The 16,139-nt window shown below is 72.3% G+C and carries 20 protein-coding genes and 1 pseudogene; 9 read left to right on the forward strand and 12 right to left on the reverse strand.

Annotated features, from left to right (window positions below; all coding sequences use genetic code 11):
* Positions 1-27: 27 nt before the first annotated feature.
* Positions 28-393, reverse strand: a complete 366-nt coding sequence (locus tag AB0O09_RS26890; RefSeq protein ID WP_363545457.1) for a DoxX family protein — start codon at positions 391-393, stop codon at positions 28-30.
* Between the two features lie 105 nt (positions 394-498).
* Here AB0O09_RS26890 and AB0O09_RS26895 point away from each other — a divergent pair, with 105 nt between their 5' ends.
* Complete coding sequence (locus AB0O09_RS26895) at positions 499-870, forward strand: helix-turn-helix domain-containing protein (protein WP_344621726.1); 372 nt, start codon at positions 499-501, stop codon at positions 868-870.
* A gap of 34 nt (positions 871-904) precedes the next feature.
* Positions 905-1,909: an aldo/keto reductase family protein gene (locus AB0O09_RS26900; protein ID WP_363545460.1), complete on the forward strand. Its 1,005-nt coding sequence runs from the start codon at positions 905-907 to the stop codon at positions 1,907-1,909.
* A gap of 27 nt (positions 1,910-1,936) precedes the next feature.
* On the opposite strand, the gene AB0O09_RS26905 is transcribed toward AB0O09_RS26900, so the two are convergent.
* The gene (locus AB0O09_RS26905; protein WP_363545463.1) at positions 1,937-2,950 is read right to left on the reverse strand and encodes a hypothetical protein; all 1,014 of its coding nucleotides are present in this window, start codon (positions 2,948-2,950) and stop codon (positions 1,937-1,939) included.
* Between the two features lie 277 nt (positions 2,951-3,227).
* Here AB0O09_RS26905 and AB0O09_RS26910 point away from each other — a divergent pair, with 277 nt between their 5' ends.
* A complete protein-coding gene (locus AB0O09_RS26910) occupies positions 3,228-3,686 on the forward strand; it encodes a carboxymuconolactone decarboxylase family protein (RefSeq protein ID WP_363545593.1) in 459 nt (152 codons plus the stop codon).
* Positions 3,687-3,764: 78 nt separating this feature from the next.
* Here the strand turns inward: AB0O09_RS26910 and AB0O09_RS26915 are convergent, their stop codons facing one another.
* The 5 genes and pseudogenes from AB0O09_RS26915 to AB0O09_RS26935 form a co-directional block, all read right to left on the reverse strand.
* Entirely contained in the window at positions 3,765-3,974 is a 210-nt protein-coding gene (locus AB0O09_RS26915) for a hypothetical protein (RefSeq protein ID WP_363545465.1), read from the reverse strand.
* 416 nt (positions 3,975-4,390) lie between these two features.
* On the reverse strand, positions 4,391-5,062 hold the full coding sequence (locus tag AB0O09_RS26920; protein WP_363545468.1) for a hypothetical protein: 672 nt from the start codon (positions 5,060-5,062) through the stop codon (positions 4,391-4,393).
* A gap of 191 nt (positions 5,063-5,253) precedes the next feature.
* Positions 5,254-5,400 (reverse strand): annotated as a pseudogene (locus tag AB0O09_RS26925) (DUF664 domain-containing protein); the annotation flags it as partial.
* Positions 5,401-5,514: 114 nt separating this feature from the next.
* Positions 5,515-6,861: a non-reducing end alpha-L-arabinofuranosidase family hydrolase gene (locus AB0O09_RS26930; protein WP_363545596.1), complete on the reverse strand. Its 1,347-nt coding sequence runs from the start codon at positions 6,859-6,861 to the stop codon at positions 5,515-5,517.
* Between the two features lie 246 nt (positions 6,862-7,107).
* The gene (locus tag AB0O09_RS26935) at positions 7,108-7,347 is read right to left on the reverse strand and encodes an RICIN domain-containing protein (RefSeq protein WP_363545470.1); all 240 of its coding nucleotides are present in this window, start codon (positions 7,345-7,347) and stop codon (positions 7,108-7,110) included.
* Positions 7,348-7,798: 451 nt separating this feature from the next.
* Here AB0O09_RS26935 and AB0O09_RS26940 point away from each other — a divergent pair, with 451 nt between their 5' ends.
* On the forward strand, positions 7,799-9,145 hold the full coding sequence (locus AB0O09_RS26940; protein ID WP_363545472.1) for a PHB depolymerase family esterase: 1,347 nt from the start codon (positions 7,799-7,801) through the stop codon (positions 9,143-9,145).
* Between the two features lie 72 nt (positions 9,146-9,217).
* On the opposite strand, the gene AB0O09_RS26945 is transcribed toward AB0O09_RS26940, so the two are convergent.
* Entirely contained in the window at positions 9,218-9,346 is a 129-nt protein-coding gene (locus AB0O09_RS26945) for a hypothetical protein (protein WP_363545475.1), read from the reverse strand.
* A gap of 90 nt (positions 9,347-9,436) precedes the next feature.
* On the opposite strand from AB0O09_RS26945, the gene AB0O09_RS26950 reads away from it, so the two are divergent.
* Complete coding sequence (locus tag AB0O09_RS26950; RefSeq protein WP_363545478.1) at positions 9,437-10,033, forward strand: STAS domain-containing protein; 597 nt, start codon at positions 9,437-9,439, stop codon at positions 10,031-10,033.
* Between the two features lie 77 nt (positions 10,034-10,110).
* Here the strand turns inward: AB0O09_RS26950 and AB0O09_RS26955 are convergent, their stop codons facing one another.
* Positions 10,111-10,266, reverse strand: a complete 156-nt coding sequence (locus AB0O09_RS26955; protein ID WP_363545480.1) for a hypothetical protein — start codon at positions 10,264-10,266, stop codon at positions 10,111-10,113.
* A 112-nt stretch (positions 10,267-10,378) separates the two neighbouring features.
* Between AB0O09_RS26955 and AB0O09_RS26960 the strand changes: the two genes are divergently transcribed.
* Entirely contained in the window at positions 10,379-10,642 is a 264-nt protein-coding gene (locus tag AB0O09_RS26960; RefSeq protein ID WP_363545483.1) for an STAS domain-containing protein, read from the forward strand.
* Positions 10,643-10,686: 44 nt separating this feature from the next.
* Entirely contained in the window at positions 10,687-11,091 is a 405-nt protein-coding gene (locus AB0O09_RS26965; RefSeq protein ID WP_363545486.1) for a DUF2267 domain-containing protein, read from the forward strand.
* On the opposite strand, the gene AB0O09_RS26970 is transcribed toward AB0O09_RS26965, so the two are convergent.
* Positions 11,046-11,525 carry a hypothetical protein gene (locus tag AB0O09_RS26970; protein WP_363545489.1) on the reverse strand — a complete coding sequence of 160 codons (480 nt, stop codon included), beginning with the start codon at positions 11,523-11,525 and terminating at the stop codon, positions 11,046-11,048. The genes AB0O09_RS26965 and AB0O09_RS26970 overlap by 46 nt on opposite strands.
* A 707-nt stretch (positions 11,526-12,232) precedes the next feature.
* Between AB0O09_RS26970 and AB0O09_RS26975 the strand changes: the two genes are divergently transcribed.
* Positions 12,233-12,514 carry a MerR family transcriptional regulator gene (locus AB0O09_RS26975; protein WP_363545599.1) on the forward strand — a complete coding sequence of 94 codons (282 nt, stop codon included), beginning with the start codon at positions 12,233-12,235 and terminating at the stop codon, positions 12,512-12,514.
* Between the two features lie 1,928 nt (positions 12,515-14,442).
* Positions 14,443-15,342, forward strand: a complete 900-nt coding sequence (locus AB0O09_RS26980; RefSeq protein WP_363545492.1) for an expansin EXLX1 family cellulose-binding protein — start codon at positions 14,443-14,445, stop codon at positions 15,340-15,342.
* A gap of 163 nt (positions 15,343-15,505) precedes the next feature.
* On the opposite strand, the gene AB0O09_RS26985 is transcribed toward AB0O09_RS26980, so the two are convergent.
* A complete protein-coding gene (locus AB0O09_RS26985; protein ID WP_363545605.1) occupies positions 15,506-15,694 on the reverse strand; it encodes a hypothetical protein in 189 nt (62 codons plus the stop codon).
* A complete protein-coding gene (locus tag AB0O09_RS26990; protein ID WP_363545495.1) occupies positions 15,640-16,002 on the reverse strand; it encodes a transglycosylase family protein in 363 nt (120 codons plus the stop codon). The genes AB0O09_RS26985 and AB0O09_RS26990 overlap by 55 nt, the downstream gene beginning before the upstream one ends.
* Positions 16,003-16,139 lie beyond the last annotated feature (137 nt).

Consider the following 16,139-nt stretch of genomic DNA (forward strand, 5'->3'; position numbering starts at 1 on the left):
CGGCGGCCGCCGCAGCGGCCGAGCGGTTCAGACCAGTGCCGTGCCCAGCCAGGCGGCGACCAGGGCCAGCACCAGCAGCACCAGGTTCAGCCCGATCTCCCGCACCTCGCCCCGGGACAGGTGCAGCGCCGCGCCCCCGACCTGCACCAGCACCAGACCCACCGCGGCCGCCACGGCCAGCCCGACGGCGACCCCCGTCAGCGGCGGCAGCAGCAGACCCAGCGCACCCAGCACCTCCAGCGCCCCGACCACCCGGACCAGCGGGAGCGGCACGGCGTCCACCCAGCCCGTCATCGGGCGCAGCGCCTCCCGGTCCTGCAGCACCTTCTTGCCGCCCGAGTAGACGTAGAACAGCGCGAGGAGCGCAGCGACGAACCAGTACGCGACATGCATGAGGAGCCCCCGGGAGCAGTGACCTGCGGTGAGGCGCCCATCATGGGTCACGGCCGGAGGGCCTACAAAAGGCACACGGATGTGCGTGAGACACGGGGAGCAGCCATGACGCAGTACGAACACACCTGCATGATCCGCGGCGACGGCGGCAGCACCGTCCGCGCCGTCCTCGACCGGATCTGCGACAAGTGGACGCTGCTCGTCGTCGCCACCCTCGACGAGGGCCGGCTGCGCTTCGGCGAACTGCACCGGCACATCCCCGGCATCTCGCAGCGGATGCTCACCCTGACCCTGCGCAACCTCCAACGCGACGGCCTCGTCTCGCGCACCGCCCACGCCGAGGTCCCGCCGCGCGTCGAGTACGCGCTCACCGACCTGGGCCGGAGCCTCATCCCGCCCGCACTGGCGCTCGCCGGCTGGGCCGTCGAGCACAACGCCCGGATCCAGGCCAGCAGGGCCGCCTACGACGGGGGATGATCGGACGGACACCCGTTCGGAGAGGACCACCGGCATGGAGTTCCGTCACCTGGGCCGCAGCGGCCTGGTCATCAGCGAGATCGCCTACGGCAACTGGCTCACCCACGGCTCCCAGGTCGAGGAGGACACCGCCGCGGCCTGCATCCGCGCCGCCCTCGACACCGGCATCACCACGTTCGACACCGCCGACGTCTACGCCGCCACCCGCGCCGAAGCGGTGCTCGGCCGGGTGCTGAAGGGCGAACGCCGCGAAGGGCTGGAGATCCTCACCAAGCTGTTCTGGCCCACCGGGCCCGGCCGCAACGACCGCGGCCTCGGCCGCAAACACGTCATGGAGGCCATCGACGGCTCGCTGCGCCGCCTGCAGACCGACTACGTCGACGTCTACCAGGCGCACCGCTACGACCCCTCGACCCCCCTCGAGGAGACCATGGAGGCCTTCGCCGACGTCGTCCGCGCCGGCAAGGCCCTCTACATCGGCGTCTCCGAGTGGACGGCCGACCAGATCCGCGCCGGCCACGCCCTCGCCCGCGAACTGCGGGTGCCGTTCGTCTCCAGCCAGCCGCAGTACAGCGCGCTCTGGCGGGTCATCGAGGCCGAGGTCGTCCCCACCTGCGAGGAACTCGGCATCGGCCAGGTCGTCTGGTCCCCGATCGCCCAGGGCGTGCTCACCGGCAAGTACCTGCCCGGCGCCGCCCCGCCGGCCGGCTCCCGGGCCACCGACGAGAAGGGCGGCGCCGAGTACGTCGCCCGGTGGCTGCGCGCCGACGTCCTCGAACGCGTGCAACTGCTCCGCCCGCTGGCCGAGCAGGCCGGCCTGAGCATGGCCGGGCTGGCCGTGGCCTGGGTGCTGCAGAACCCGAACGTCTCCGCCGCGATCATCGGCGCCTCCCGACCCGAGCAGGTCGTCGAGAACGCCGAGGCGGCCGGCGTCCGGCTGGACGCCGACCTGCTCAAGGCGATGGACGACATCCTGGCCCCGGTCGCCGAGACCGACCCGGCCCGGACGGCCCAGAACGCCCCCAAGGAACGCCCGTAGCCACCGGAGCTCCCCGCGCCACCGGATCTACCGGAGCGGCACGCGGTTGGTGGCGCTCAGCACGTCCCCGCGGACGGGCGAGCCCGCGGCGCGCCGCGCATCGCCGACCGCCGGGTCCGAGACCGAGACCGTCAGCGTGTACCGCGGCTGGCCGGTGATCGTATTCGAGCCGTCCACCGGCGGGGCGAGCCCGCGGGAGACCGCAAGGGCGTCGACGCCGGGGCAGAGCGCCGCGAGCGGGAGCACCAGATCCGCGTCGCCGCCGGAACGGAAGTCCGCCGGCTTCGCCCCGGCGTCCTGCGGCGCGGCCTCCCCGTTCGTGAGCGGCAGGCCGTAGGCACCGCCGACCAGCCCGTCCGGGCCCTCGATCTCGACCGCGGCGCTCAACGGACCCGACCCCGGCAACGGGCGCGCCGACCCCTGCCCGCTGGCCCGCCCGCCGACCTGCGCGAACGCCAGGCCGACGGTGAAGTGCCCGGGGTCGCCGCTCCCCAGTCGCTCGAAGCCGTAGGAGGTGAGGACGAGCTGCGGACCCGGCGGCTCGTCCGCCGTGCCCGGGCCCGTACCCGTGCCCGCGGCCGGGTTGGACTGCGGCGGCACGGCGTAGTGGTGGAAGCCCTTCGTGCCGCATGCGCTGCCCGTGGTGGTCCCGCCGCCCGGCAGCGCGGTGTCCTGCGCCTTGGTGACCACCGGGACCTCGGGGGCCGGACCGGCACCCGCCAGCAGACCGTCCGGCCGGAGCGTCACCGCCACGACCGCACCGGCCGCCGCCAGCACGGCCAGCGCCACCGTCAGCGCCCGGCGACCGCCGCGCGGCCGCCGGACGGCGCCCGGGGACGACGGCGACCAGCGGCGGCCACCCGGATCGACCGGAGGCTCGACCCGCCACCTCGCCGACAGCTCGCGGGTCCGCGCCGCAGGCTCCTTCACCGTGGCGGCGCGGACGAACCGCTCGTCCAGCACCAGCCCCTCGAACGGGTCGGGGGCACCGGGCTCCGGCTCCTCGGAGGGGTGCGGCTGCGGGTCGTCGGCTATCGGCATCGCGCCAGTATGCCCACGGCCGCCGACACCGCGGCCGCCGGGTCCCGCCGGGCGCCTGACGGTTCGTCGGCCGTCTGCTGCGCCCGGCGGGAAGAACTTCTGCGGCGAAGCCGTCACATCCGCCGGACGGCATCCGTCAGTGCAGTGCAAGCAGATCGGAACCCGCCGGGAGGAACCCGCCGTGAACACCAGCACCAGCACCGCCGCCGAGACCGCTGCCGCCGAGACCACTGCCGCCGAGACCACTGCCACGGAGACCGCTGCCCCGACCTCGCGGATGTCCGACCCCGTGGCGCTCGTCCCCGAGCTGAAGGAGCTGAGCGGCTGGCTCTTCCGCGCCACCGGCAACCGCTCCGTGCCGCGGACCACCATCGGGCTCGTCCAGCTGCGCGCCGGACAGCTCGTCGGCAGCACCTACCTGGTCGTGATGCACGCCGGGATGCTGCGCAAGGCGGGGGAGAGCGAGGAGCGGATCACCGCCGTCGCCACCTGGCGCGACGCCCCGTACTTCACCCCCGCGGAGCGCGCCGCGCTGGCCCTGGTCGAGGCCGTGCTCACCCCGAACCCGGCCGGCGAGCGCGTCCCCGACGAGCTCCACGCCGAGGCCGCCCGGCACTTCGACCCGACGGCCCTCACCACCCTCACCCTGGCGATCGGCCAGGTGAACTTCTTCGTCCCGCTCGCCCTGATCGGCAAGCCCGTCCCCGGCGTCGCCCCCTCCGAGCAGTGGACCTGACGCACCGTCCGACCCCGCCGGGCCCGGCCCGTCCCCCAAACGGCCCGGGCCCGGCACGGTGACGGAGCGAGGTCATCGTCAGCCCCGGTCGGCCACGCCGGCACGGTCCTCGCGTGCCTGGCGGTCCTCCAGCAGGCGGCGGATGTCGTGGAGGCGTGCCGCACCCGGGCTGCGGACGTGTTCGATGCCGGAGCGGATCTCGCCGAGGACCGCCGAACCGCGTGCGTCGCCGCGCAGGACGAGCCCGGCCGCGGCCTCGATCCTCGCGTCGAGGTACGGGTCCGCCAACCGCGCCGCCAGCACGGCGCGCAGCTCGGGGGTGTCGACGGGAGACAGGGGTGAACTTGTAGAGCGCGGTCGCCCGGGTCGAGGGGACGGGGTCCGCAGCCAGCCGCATCAGGGCCGCCACGACCTCCGGGTGCTCGGCCGGGTCGATGAAGAGGTTCGAGGCGACGGTTCGACGGACGTGCGGATCGGGATGATCGGCGTGGACCCGGACGGCCCCGCCCTCTCCGGAGCGGCAGTAGGAGGTGAAGGCATCGATGACGACGGCAAGGGCATGAGGGGTCCGCTCGGTCTCCAGCAACGGACACAGGAACTCCGCCGTCTCCCGGGTGTACGGCGGCTCGTCGTCGGAGGCGACACCGGTCTACGATCACCCGTCCGGCGACCTGGTGGACTGACCGCGCGACCCGGTCGGCGCGTCAGTCGGGCGCCGCGGCCGATCGGTGGTGCCGGCAGGGGACGGCGGGCGCGACCTCGTGGCCGGCCAGTGCTGCCATTCCCGTCGTCCACCCGGGGGTGCCGTCGACGCGGCCGACGACGAAAACCCGGTTCTCCCCCGACGCCACGTGGTGCCGGTAGGCGCGGATGAACGGCGCGGCGTCCAGCTCCAGGAGGTGGGCGAGGACGTCCTCGACCAGGCAGTACGGGCAGCCCTCGGTGAGCCGTACGCGCGGCGGGGCACCGTCCTCCAGCGGAGGCTTGTCCGGAAGGATGACGCCGCCGTCCGCGGTCACCCCGAGCATGACGCTGCCGGAGGCGGTGTACGTGGTGGCGATGATCCGGCGGAACAGCCGCACGGCCGTGCCGGTGCGCATCGCCCGGCCGCTCGCCCGCGTCCGGAGGGCCCGCACCACCGGGACGACGACCAGCAGCAACGCGGCGGCGCCGAGCAGCACGCAGGCGACCGGCACCAGGAAGGCGGGGCCGCCGTGCGAGCCGACGTACAGGGTGCCGCCGCTCCAGATCCCCAGGCTGACCGAGCTCCCGAACCGGGGCACTTCGGACCGGCTGACGCTGCCCGCGATCCGCAGGACGTCCCAGGCCGCCAGCGCGGGCAGGCAGAACGAACCGAGCGCCATCACGACGTCCACGCGTCCACCCCCGGCCACGGCGACCCTGTGCGGACTCGATTGGACCGCCCTGCCTGACGCTGTGTCAATCTCCTTGGGGTAGTGGTCTGGTGTTCTTCGCCCGGCACCTGAGCTGTCGCACAGTCGCCGTGACCGAACGCGCCGGCCGGGACTCGTTCCCGGTCCCGCTCAGGCGGCGCGGCGACCGGCCGTCACCGGCCCACCCGTCCGTCGACGCGCTCGCGCAGCAGATCGGCGTGCCCGCAGTGACGGGCGTACTCCTCGATCCGGTGCGCCATCGGCTCTCGGACCGTGATCCCCTCCTTGCCCACCCGGGCACCCGGGTCCGGGTGCCCGGCCGGGGTTCCCCCGGGGTGGTGGGTGTCGGTCAGGGGGTGGGGCCGCCTGTGCCATGGACCTCTCGGCGGCGTGTCAGCGGGCGGAGTCCGGTGGTGATCACCCCGGGTCGCGGGTCAGTGCTGCAGGGTGAGCACGCCCGGTCGCCACGGCAGCTGGTCGTAGGGGCCGCTCGCGGTGGGGGACTTGCCCTGGTAGAGGAACTGCAGGTTGCAGGGGTCGATGGTCATGGTCTGGTCGGGGTTGGTGCGGACCAGGTCGCCGTGGCTGATGTCGTTGGTCCAGGTGGCGCCGCTGTTGGCCTTGCCCGCGAAGGGGTTGCTCTCGGTGGCGGCCTGCGGGGTCCACGAGCCGTTCAGGCTGGTGGCGGTGAAGGAGCGGAAGTAGCGCTGCTCGTTCGCACCCCTGGCCTCGACGATCATGAGGTACTGGTTCTGGCCCTGCACCTTGTAGACCTGCGGCGCCTCGAACAGGTTCTTCACGGTGTCGCTCATGACGGTGGTGTAGGAGGAGCCGAAGCTGCCGGGGAAGTTCGCGAGGGGCATGCTCGCCCGGTAGATGCTGCCGTTGTCGCCGGCGAAGAACAGGTACATGTTCTGGCCGTCGGCGATCAGGGTCTGGTCGATCGGGGCGGCGCCGGGGATGCTGCCGGTGAACAGCGGCTGCGGCGCGGACCAGCCGTTCGGGTTGGTCGGGTCGCTGGAGGTGCGGTAGATGAACGGCCACTGGCCCCACTGGTACGCCAGTACCCAGATGTTCTTGGGCGCGAAGTAGAACAGCGTGGGCGCCACCGCGGCCTGGCCCATCCCGCTCTGCCCGGCCGTCGCCATGTCCGACCAGTTGGTGAACGGGCTGAACATCATCGACCCGTACGACGAGCCGTTGACGTTGGACGCGTAGACCAGGTGCTTGCCGTTGTACACGACGTTCGTGAAGTCCTTCACCGCCGCCCACCCGTTCGCCGGCTGCGCGAGCGCCCCGGTCGAGGTCCAGCGGTACGTCGAGGGCAGGGCGCACGTCCCGGTCGGGGGAGTGGTCGGGGTGGACGACAGCCCGGCCCACTGTTGGTTGTTGCGGCCGTTGCACGTCCAGATCTCCACGGCGGTGCCGTTGGCCGTGCCCGAGCCGGTGACGTCCAGGCACAGCCCGGACTCGACGCCGACGATCGTGCCGTCGGCGTTGACCTTCCACTGCTGGTTCGCGCCGCCGCTGCAGGTCCAGATCTGCACCCGGGCACCGGCCGTCGTGGCGTGGCCAGGAACATCCAGGCACTTGTTGCCGTAGACGGTCAGCTGGCCGCTGTCGGTCGCCGTCCAGAGCTGGTTGGCGCCGTTCCAGCAGTCGTAGATCTGCACCGATGCGCCGTCGCTCTGGCTGGCGTTCGCCACGTCGAGACACCGGCCGGACCCCACGCCGCGCAGGGTGCCGGTGGTGGCCGCCTGGGCCGGGTCGGCGACGAGCATCGTCGTCAAGGCCGCCACGGCCGCAAGCAGTGCTGTGAACAGCACGGTCAGCCGACGGCGGCTGGAACGTCGTCTGCGCACGGAAACCTCCTGAGAGTACGGATATCTGCCACACGGCTTCTGTTAGCGCTCACATGTGTGGCCGCCGTGAGCGCGGGCGCGCCAATGCACGTCAGTGCCCTGGGTGGTGTCGGGTTTCGTGGTCCTCGTCGGGTGGCTGCGGCGACATCGCCCCAGTGGCTGGGCTCACCCGAGGTTCCGGTGCTGGTTGGCGCCGCCATTGGCGTCCCGGACCTGCATCCTTGTCCCGTTGGTGGTCTTGGCTCCGGGTTGGTCCAGGACGCGGCCGCCGGCGATGTTGGTGAGGGTGAAGGAGCCGTCGCTGTTCTGGCCGGCGTGCCACTGCCGGTTGGCGGCATCGCTGGCGCCCCGTACCTGGAGGGCGGTGCCGTTGCGGAGACGGGTTGTTCCGTTGAGCCATGGCATGACGGATCGTTCTCCTTGGGTGGGGATGCCGCGCCGCCGGGAGAGGCTGGAGGTGCCGGCGGTCGTGCGGGCGCGTGTGTTCCGCCGGGTGGTGCGCAAAGTGCGTGGGAGGGGCTCGGGGGAGAAGGTGGGCGCCGGGCCCCCGAGCACGTCTGTTAGCGTTAACAATTTTTCTGCAACGCAAGCCTCTCCAAGCTTGCCTCGGTGAAATCTGTATCAGGCGTTGCCAGTTGTCAATACTTCGCGCAGCAGTCCACCCGAAGCCGGGGTGACCGCCCGACGGCCGGGACCGTCGTGGGGCACCAGGTCGTCGGAGGCTGCCGGTCCCTCCCTCCGTGCCTTCGCTGCGCGGTGGTTGACGCCGATGACCGACTGGCACGAGTATCGTTGGCGTTTCATCCGTGGTGGCGCCGGAACCTCCTCACGCTCATGCAATCGACGGAGAGGTCCCATGCCCCGATCCCGCTCGTTCGTGTCCAGGCTCATCGGCATCATCGCCGCGGTCGGCCTCGCGGTGGGCCTGAGCCTGCAAACGGCCCCACGGGCCGCCGCCGCCTCGCTCACCCAGATCACGAACTTCGGCACCAACCCGACCGGCCTGCTCATGCACGTGTACGTGCCGACCGGTGTCAAACCCAACCCGCCGATCCTGCTGGCCCTCCACGGCTGCCAGGGCACGGGCCCCTACATGTACTCGAGCACCGACTTCGCCTCGCTTGCCGACCAGTACGGGTTCCTGGTCATCTATCCCTCGACGAATCCCAGCGGCAGCTGCTGGGACGTCTCCTCGGACCAGGCACTGACCCGCAACGGCGGCAGCGACCCGGTCGGGCTGATGTCGATGATCACCTACGCGGAGCAGCACTACGGCGGCAACGCCAACGCCGTCTACGTCACCGGAGAGTCCTCGGGCGGCATGATGACCAACGTCATGCTCGCCGACTACCCCGACGTGTTCAAGGCCGGCGCGGCCTTCATGGGAGTGCCTTACCACTGCTTCGCCACCGGAACGGCACGCGGCTGGAACTCGGCCTGTGCTCAAGGCCGGGTGTCCATGACCCCGCAGCAGTGGGGCGGCCTGGTGCGTAACACGGCCTACCCCGGCTACACAGGTCCGCGGCCGCGCGTGCAGCTCTGGCACGGGACCGCCGACACCATCCTGAACTACAACAACTTCGGTGAAGAGATCAAGCAGTGGACCGACGTCCTCGGCGTGAGCCGGACCCCGTCGGCCACCGACGCCCCCGCCTCCGGCTGGACCCGGACCCGGTACGACAACAGCGCCGGCGCCACCCAGGTCGAGGCGTACAGCATCGCCGGCGCCGGACACCAACTGCCGGTCCAGGGGGCGGGGATGGCCGCCAACGCGGTTCACTTCATGGGACTGGACGCGGCCTCCTCCGGGAGCAGGACGGGCGCGCTGCGTGCGGTGGCCGCAGGCAAGTGCCTGACCGACCCGAGCACGACGGCGGGAACCCAGCAGCAGATCTCCGCCTGCAACGGCGGCGCGAACCAGACCTGGGCCCGAACAGCGTCGAACCAGCTGACCGTGACCGTGGGCGGCAGCACGCTGTGCCTGGACGCCAGCGCCAAGGGAACCACCAACGGCACCAAGGTCATCGCCTGGTCCTGCAACGGGCAGCCCAACCAGCAGTGGCAGGTCAACCCGAACGGGACCGTCACCGGCGTGCAGTCGGGACTCTGCCTGGACGTGGCCGGGTTGGGGACCACCGACGGCACCCCTGTCCAGCTGTGGAGCTGCAGCGGCGGCACGAACCAGCAGTGGGCGATGGGGTGACGCATCGGCCGGCCCGCAGGACGCCCACAGGGGGCGCCTGTGCGGGTGGGCCGGTGGGAGGGCGAACTCCGCCTACAAAACGACGACGACGCCGTGAGCGCCTGGTTCGCCGCCGACGAGCGCCATGCCCTCGTCCTCGTGCAGGGCCGATTCGCCGCGGTGACGGTGGTCGACATGGACGGCCCGTTCCTGCTCGTCCACGGCGTCGGGCCCCGCCCTCCTGACACCCGACGGCGCCGCGCCTCCTCGCGTGCGCGCACAGGCGCCCCTGCGCGGTGGAGGCCGGCGCGGATGCGCAATGGCTTCCCACACCCGTCTTATGCGACGAACCCGGCGGCACCCGACATCCACATCCGCACCGCCCCCGCCGGGGCCGCGCTGGTGTGCACCCTCGCCGGGAACCTCCACCGGGACAACGAGGACCAGGTGCAGCAGGCCCTGGACGCCGCCCTGAACCGGCGCCCGGCCCTCCTGGCCCTCGACCTGTCCGCGGTGCGCATGTTCACCGCCAGCGGCATCAACCTCCTGGTCCTGACCCGCCGCACCGCGCACACGGCCGGCATCCCGCTCGTCCTGATCAATCCCAGCACCAGCGTGCACCACACCCTCGCCGTCACCGGAACCCACCTGATGTTCCCCACCCACCGCACCCTCGACCGGGCACTGCGCCGCCGGGGCCTGGCCGCCTGGCCGAGACGCCCGGCGGCCGGTGGCCGGCCGCGGTGTGGCTCCGGGGCCGGGCGTCCGATGACCTCGTCCGACCCGGCCCCAGGGGCCGCGCGCCCAGGCAATGGCGAAACGGGCGCGCCCGGATCCTCCACTGAGCTGGCCGCGACGGACATCGGGGCCGTCTGGAGCCGGTACGCCGCCGGAGACCACCAGCGCTGACCACTCCCCGGGTGCGCCGGTGGGAATACGAGCGCCGGGCCTGACGGCTCGGCTGGTTGCGTTTGCTCCCGGCCCTGTCAGGTCGGCCGGTTGTTCGTCGGTGTGGTCTGAGGGCTGCCCGAATCGGGAGCGTCCAGCGGCCAGGTGGGGCGGGCGAGCCGGTGGTGCAGGGTGTCGAGCCGGGCGAGGTGGTGGTCGAGGGCGGCGTTGACGGTACTCGTGGTGGCGGCCACTCGCGCTTCGAGGTCGTGGATCCGCTCCAGGAGGTCTTGCCAGCGTCTTTCGGCGGCGGGGACAGGGTCAGGCGCGGCGTCGGTTGCTGTCATCGCGGAGCTGGGCGGTGTGGTGGGTGAGGGCGACGAGATCGATCTCGACACCGCCCCCGCGCTGCACCGTGCTCCGGCCGCCGCGCTCGAGTCGGACCGGGGGGTGGTGCTCGATCTGTCGGAGGTGACGTTCATGGACTGCGCGGGCCCGGGCGCCCTTGTCCGGGTCCGCAACCAGGCCGACCGCAGCGGCAGGCGCTTGATCCTGCGCGGAACCAGCCGCTGCGTCGTCCGGCTGCTCAAGCGCACCGGTCTGCACCGGCGCTTGGCCGTCGAGCCCTGACCAGGCACGGTCGCGCCGGACCTCGGGACGGAGGGAGAACCGCGGTGACTCTTCGATGGGAGGCGTTCCTGGAAGAGGTCCGGGAACGCGGTGAATACGACACACCCCAGGAGGCCGAGCGGGCCGCCCGGGTCGTCCTGGCCCTGCTCGGCGCCCACCTGGTCGGCGATGTGCGTGCCGAACTGGCCGCCCGCCTGCCCGAGACCCTCGCCCTGATCCTGCTCAACCCCTTGCAGGCAGCCGAGCCCCTCAGCCCCGAGCGGTTCGTGCGCGCGACCGCGGCCTGGATCGAGGGCGCCACCGAGACCACCGCGCTGTGGGACATCGGCGCTGTCCTGTCCACCGTGGCCGACGCCGCCGGCGACGACCTCACCGGACGCGTCCTGCTCCAGCTGCCGCCCGGCTACGACCTGCTGTTCGGCCGCCCGACCGCAGGGACGCGACCCTGACCACCCTCGCGCCGCCGCCAGCCCGCGGCTGGCCAGCACCCGAAGGCTCCACGGTTATGACCCGATACCGCCTCCTCCTCCAGCAGGTCCGCACCCTCGGCCGCTAAACCTCCGACGAAGAAGCTGAACGCGTCCTGCATACCGTTCTGACAGCCCTCGGCAGCCAGCTCGCCGGGGGGAACGCTGCGACCTCGCTGCAGTCCTGCCCGAGCGCGCCCGCGCCGCCTTCGCCTGCGGTTGCCGGACGGGCGCGTGGCGTCGAGGGCGTCGCGCAGGGCGTACAGGTCGGTGATGGCGGCACGTTCGGCGAAACGGGCCGGCAGTCGGCGGATGGTGCGGTCGTCGCCGTCGCGGACGGCTTCCGTGATCGCTTCGATCAGGGTCGCCCGACCGTCCGGCGCCGTCTCCGGTGCCGCGGTTGCCAGGTCCTCCACGTTCGCCTCCTGCGCGGGCTGCTTGTTCGCCGCCCTCACGGCGGCGGCTCGGCCGTGCCGCCGCCGCGGCAGCGGAGGGTTACCTCACCCGAGCCCCGCTCAAAATCTATGCTCGCCGCAGTAGACATTGCTCGTGGGCGGGTCTAACGTTTCTCTCGTAGGCAGCAGTCGGCGATACCGGCCAGACACGAACTGGCCGCATTTGTTGGACAGGAGTTCGGTCCGGCAGTGGAGTCCCGAAGCCAGGCACGTGCAGGACGGCGACGGGACTGGCTGCCGGACCGGGTGGCCCGCACCTTCAGGGGCCGCCAACAGCGGTACCGAGCAGTGCGCAGTTCAGTCAGTGCAGTACCGGCAGTACGAATTGACAGATCAGCACGGAGAACGAATGGAGGGTGCAGGCGCCATCAGGATCGCCCGGCCTGTGAAGTGCTCACCCGGGCGGACACCGCAGACCCCTACGCAAGGACGGTGGTTTCCGGTCACGCATACGCGATCCCCGCACGCCGCCTCCCCCGGGGCAGTGCGGAACCCGAGGACCGGCCCAGGCCGGTAGATGGTGTTGTTTCCCCTTCGGGGCCCCGGAGCCGATACGGCGCCGGGGCCCCTCGACGCGTTCTCCCGAGAACCAGAGAGGTGCAGTGACGACCACGACCAGCCCCGACACGCCCGACAAACTCGACGACGACGACTACCCCGCCTACACCATGGGCCGCGCCGCCGAGATGACCGGCACCACCCCCGGCTTCCTACGAGCCCTCGGCGAACACCGCCTCATCACCCCACTACGCTCCGACGGCGGCCACCGCCGCTACTCCCGCTACCAACTGCGCATCGCCATGCGCGCCCGCGACCTCGTCGACCAGGGCACCCCCATCGAAGCCGCCTGCCGCATCATCATCCTCGAGGACCAACTCGAGGAAGCCCTGCGCCTCAACGAACAACTGCGCCGCTCCCAGCACAGCCAGGAGCCGCCCGCAGATATCTGAACCGTCGGCGTCCCGCCTTCAGGCGGGCTTCCCACACAGGCGGAGCTTCCCCGGCGGCACCCGGGCCGGATGCCGACGGCGAGTTCGCCCCGGCACAGGGCGGCGGCATCACGGCATCGTCCTTCCAGATAGCCGGCCACGGGCGAACCGCTGCTGCGCGCTTCGGTCACATCGGCGTCCGGCAGACCGACAGGACCGGGACGAAGGGCAGATGCCGGAGTGGGCGTTCGGCCGCAACGTGCCGGCCGTCCAGGAGATCGCTGTCCTGGACGGCGGCCAGCACACAAGGGGGGAGACGGGCGGTGGCGACGAGCGAGACTGGCCATGGCATGGGGTACGAGTGGCCACGCTGCCCGTGACCGCGATCGGCTGCCGCTACCTTGCCGGTGACGTCTGCCCGTTCCCCCGGCGCCCTGCCGGGGTGCCGCCCGTTCTGCCCAGGAACCTCGCCGGCACCCGGGCGCGGCGACCATGCCCGCGAGCGAGGCGGTGCCTCCCTCGACGCGGAGGTGACGGTCACTGCCCACACCGCGGTGGTGTGCGCTGCCGCCATCGCGGCCGACGCCCGAGAGGCGGCTGCCGGCCGGTGCGGCCGAGCCCGCGAGGACGTCTTCGAGCGGGTGACGCCGGGCGTCTCGCTTCCGGACGACACCGCAGGCATGCAGCCCGGCCCACCACGAGGCGCCCGCTCCTGATGAGGCCGCCCAGCAGGTTGCTTGCAGGCGGAGCCCACCGGGCGGCCTCCGCCCCTGGCGCTTTGCCGGGGCAGGGGCAGCGGCTTCCCTGGCACGCCGGTACCGGATCGGCAACCAGGGAGCTGTCTGCTGGGCCGTTCTGACGGGAGCGCGGTAGTCCGGACCTGCCGGCAGCCGGTTGCGCTGGGCCCCGTTCGTCCCGCACGGGAACGGGTCCGGCACTGCGCCGCGAAAGCTGCTGGGCACCGGACCAGGCGCGTGTCAGCCATAGCTGTCACCGGTCGGAGTAGCCGAGGTCCCCACGGTCCAGCTGCTGACGTCTGTGATGGTGATGCGGTACATGCCCCGGTGTGGGGGAGACCGTGGCTGCCCTGCAGGATGCGGGCGACGTGCAGAAGCAGGTGCGTGGGTCGCCTGGGGGCCGATGTCACGCCCTCGTTCTCCTCGTCACCGTGGCCGGGCGCCGTGAACAGCGCGGCGAAGGGCTTCACGTGGTCCGAGGCGGCGAGAACTTCGGCCACCTGCTCCTTCCGCAGACTTTCCGGCGCAGGCCGGCCGGTGACGACCGCCCCCGGGACGACGACGGTCGGGGAGCTCGGACTCCACCATCATGGCGATGTCGACAAGCCGCCGATCAGGGTTCGACATGTCCACAGAGGACAGTTCCTGTCGGGGCCCGTACGCGCGGGCATCCCGTGATGCGTTGAACGATCCGGGGAAGGAACGATCGCGGTCAGCCCGTACACCCTCGCGGTACCGGCGGGCGCCGCAACAGCCGGGTGTACACCGCCCGTCCGATCCCGCAGGCCCGGCCGGCCACGCCGAGCCCGGCCCATGTGCTGCACGGCCGGGCCACTTCTCGGGGCGGCCCGGTACGAAGAACTCCGAGAAGTCATCGGCGACTCCCCATGGCCGGGGCGGCTCCAGCCCTCACCGCCCGTTGCACCGACGCCGCGGCTCCGCAGGACCAGAACGCGCCACCTCGGGAACCGCGGGGCCTGCCCCGTGCCCCCCGTCCACCGCCACCACCCTGACCCGCACGGCCGGACAGCGGGCCACGGCCTTGCGTCACCGGCCCGTTGCCGGCCCCGGGAAGATTGCGCCGGCGCGGCAACCTTTCTGCCCCCGGCGCCCACTTCCGCGCAGTACGGCTCGAGTCGGTCTACCGAAGGGATGGGAATGAGGGCAACGAAGCACGCCGCCCCACAGCCGCACCACAGGCGCGCGCTCGTGATGGGCATTTCGGCGGTCCTGGCCGCGGTCGGAGTACTGGTGTGTCTGGCATTCGCGCTGCCACCGGGCAACGGGGGCGACGCCGGAGCGACGCAGTCGGCCGCCTCGGCCGCAACCACTGGGCCGAGCACACCGACCGGCACCGCCGTCCCGGCCGCTCCCACACCCTCGGCCGCATCGCCGTCGGTCACCAACCCTCCGCCTTCGGCCCCTCCCACCTCGGCCGCCCCCTCGCCGGCGGTCGCCGGCGGCGCTGCCGGCGCTGCACCCGTACCGGCGTCCTCGGCCGGGCGGATCAAGCCCGGTACCAGCTATCAGGGTGTCGCGACCTCCTACGATGCCGCAGACGGCAACGGCGCCTGCCTGTACGGGCCGTCCGCCGATCTCATGATCGCGGCGATGAACCACACCGACTACGAGTCGGCGAGGGCCTGTGGGGCGTCCGTACTCGTCCGCGCGGCCAACGGGGCGAGCATCACGGTGCGGATCGTCAACGAGTGCCCCCTGCCGTGTGCACCCGGGCAGCTCGACCTCAGCCACGAGGCCTTCGCCAAGCTCGCCGACCTGTCGGTGGGCCGCCTGTCGATCACCTGGTCCCTGCTGAGCCCGGCGACATCGAACACCATGTCGATCCGGTACAAGACCGGCTCCACCCGATGGTGGTGCGGGATCCAGGTGATCGGCCACCGAAACCCGGTGGCCGCGCTGGAGGTCCGCACCGGCAGCGGCTGGCGGCAGCTGTCCCGCACCGATTACAACTACTTCCTCTCCCCGGACGGAACCGGATGCGGAGGACCGATCAGAGTCACCGACGTCTACGGCGAGCGACTGACAGTCGACGGCGTTCCGTTGCGGCCGGACGTCGCCCAGCCCACCCGAGTCCAGTTCACCAGGCACTGACCGCCCGACTCGCCGTCGGCCGACGGAATCCCGCTGCTACGCCAACGTGATCGTTAACGCTCGCATCGCAGGAGCGGGCAACCGGGGTGATCCCTCCCGGGGCACGTCCGTCGGAGTGGTGTGATCGACGGCCACTCGATGATCCGGTTTCAGGCCCAGGCGGTCAGGGCTGTTGCGGTGGGCTCGTCGGGGGTCCTCCCTCAACCGGGTGAAGGCGGCAGCGGCCGAGGATCTCGGAGCCGATGTAGCGGCGCTGTTCGGCCCACTCGTCGCTCTGCTCGGCCGGGACCGCGCCGATCAGCGCCGGGACGGTGTGGTGGTCCGGCCGGCGCGGGCGCCACAGACCGGCCAAGGCGCGAGGCTGCGGCAGGCAGCGAGGTGTTCGGCGACCGCGATCTGCTGCTCGAGGGTCGCGAGGTCGGGGCGGTGCGCGTACGCGGCGCCGCCGTTGGCACACCTCGCCGCCGGGGACCCGCCGGCATCTCGCAAGGGGGTCACCCGCTTGGCCGCGCTCGGCCACCCGGCGGCACCGCGCCGTCCCGGGCCGGGTCGGGGGATGGCCTGTCGGCGGTGCGCAGCATGGTCCCTCCACGACGTGGCCCTCGCCTCGGCGAGCGGCACGGGGCGGGGCCACGTCCGGTGCGGCCCGGCGCCCGGCATACTGCCGTCCGACCTGTCAAGGGGCGAGAAGCGTGTGGTGACGGTGGGGCAGGAGCATGCGGCGGGTGCGCGGCCGTCGCGTCGGCAGGCCCGCAGTCGGGTGCGTCACGGGCAGGCGTCGTGCGCGGAGTACGGCT

Origin of the sequence: Kitasatospora sp. NPDC093679, assembly GCF_040683455.1 — a bacterium.
GTDB lineage: Bacteria > Actinomycetota > Actinomycetes > Streptomycetales > Streptomycetaceae > Kitasatospora > Kitasatospora arboriphila.

Excerpts from the sequence above, each read along its gene's own strand:
- AB0O09_RS26890 (WP_363545457.1), bottom strand. The coding sequence starts at position 393 with ATGCATGTCGCGTACTGGTTCGTCGCTGCGCTCCTCGCGCTGTTCTAC.
- AB0O09_RS26895 (WP_344621726.1), top strand. The coding sequence starts at position 499 with ATGACGCAGTACGAACACACCTGCATGATCCGCGGCGACGGCGGCAGC.
- AB0O09_RS26900 (WP_363545460.1), top strand. The coding sequence starts at position 905 with ATGGAGTTCCGTCACCTGGGCCGCAGCGGCCTGGTCATCAGCGAGATC.
- AB0O09_RS26905 (WP_363545463.1), bottom strand. The coding sequence starts at position 2,950 with ATGCCGATAGCCGACGACCCGCAGCCGCACCCCTCCGAGGAGCCGGAG.
- AB0O09_RS26910 (WP_363545593.1), top strand. The coding sequence starts at position 3,228 with ATGTCCGACCCCGTGGCGCTCGTCCCCGAGCTGAAGGAGCTGAGCGGC.
- AB0O09_RS26930 (WP_363545596.1), bottom strand. The coding sequence starts at position 6,861 with ATGCTCGTCGCCGACCCGGCCCAGGCGGCCACCACCGGCACCCTGCGC.
- AB0O09_RS26935 (WP_363545470.1), bottom strand. The coding sequence starts at position 7,347 with ATGCCATGGCTCAACGGAACAACCCGTCTCCGCAACGGCACCGCCCTC.
- AB0O09_RS26940 (WP_363545472.1), top strand. The coding sequence starts at position 7,799 with ATGCCCCGATCCCGCTCGTTCGTGTCCAGGCTCATCGGCATCATCGCC.
- AB0O09_RS26950 (WP_363545478.1), top strand. The coding sequence starts at position 9,437 with ATGCGCAATGGCTTCCCACACCCGTCTTATGCGACGAACCCGGCGGCA.
- AB0O09_RS26975 (WP_363545599.1), top strand. The coding sequence starts at position 12,233 with ATGGGCCGCGCCGCCGAGATGACCGGCACCACCCCCGGCTTCCTACGA.
- AB0O09_RS26980 (WP_363545492.1), top strand. The coding sequence starts at position 14,443 with ATGGGCATTTCGGCGGTCCTGGCCGCGGTCGGAGTACTGGTGTGTCTG.
- AB0O09_RS26990 (WP_363545495.1), bottom strand. The coding sequence starts at position 16,002 with ATGCCGGGCGCCGGGCCGCACCGGACGTGGCCCCGCCCCGTGCCGCTC.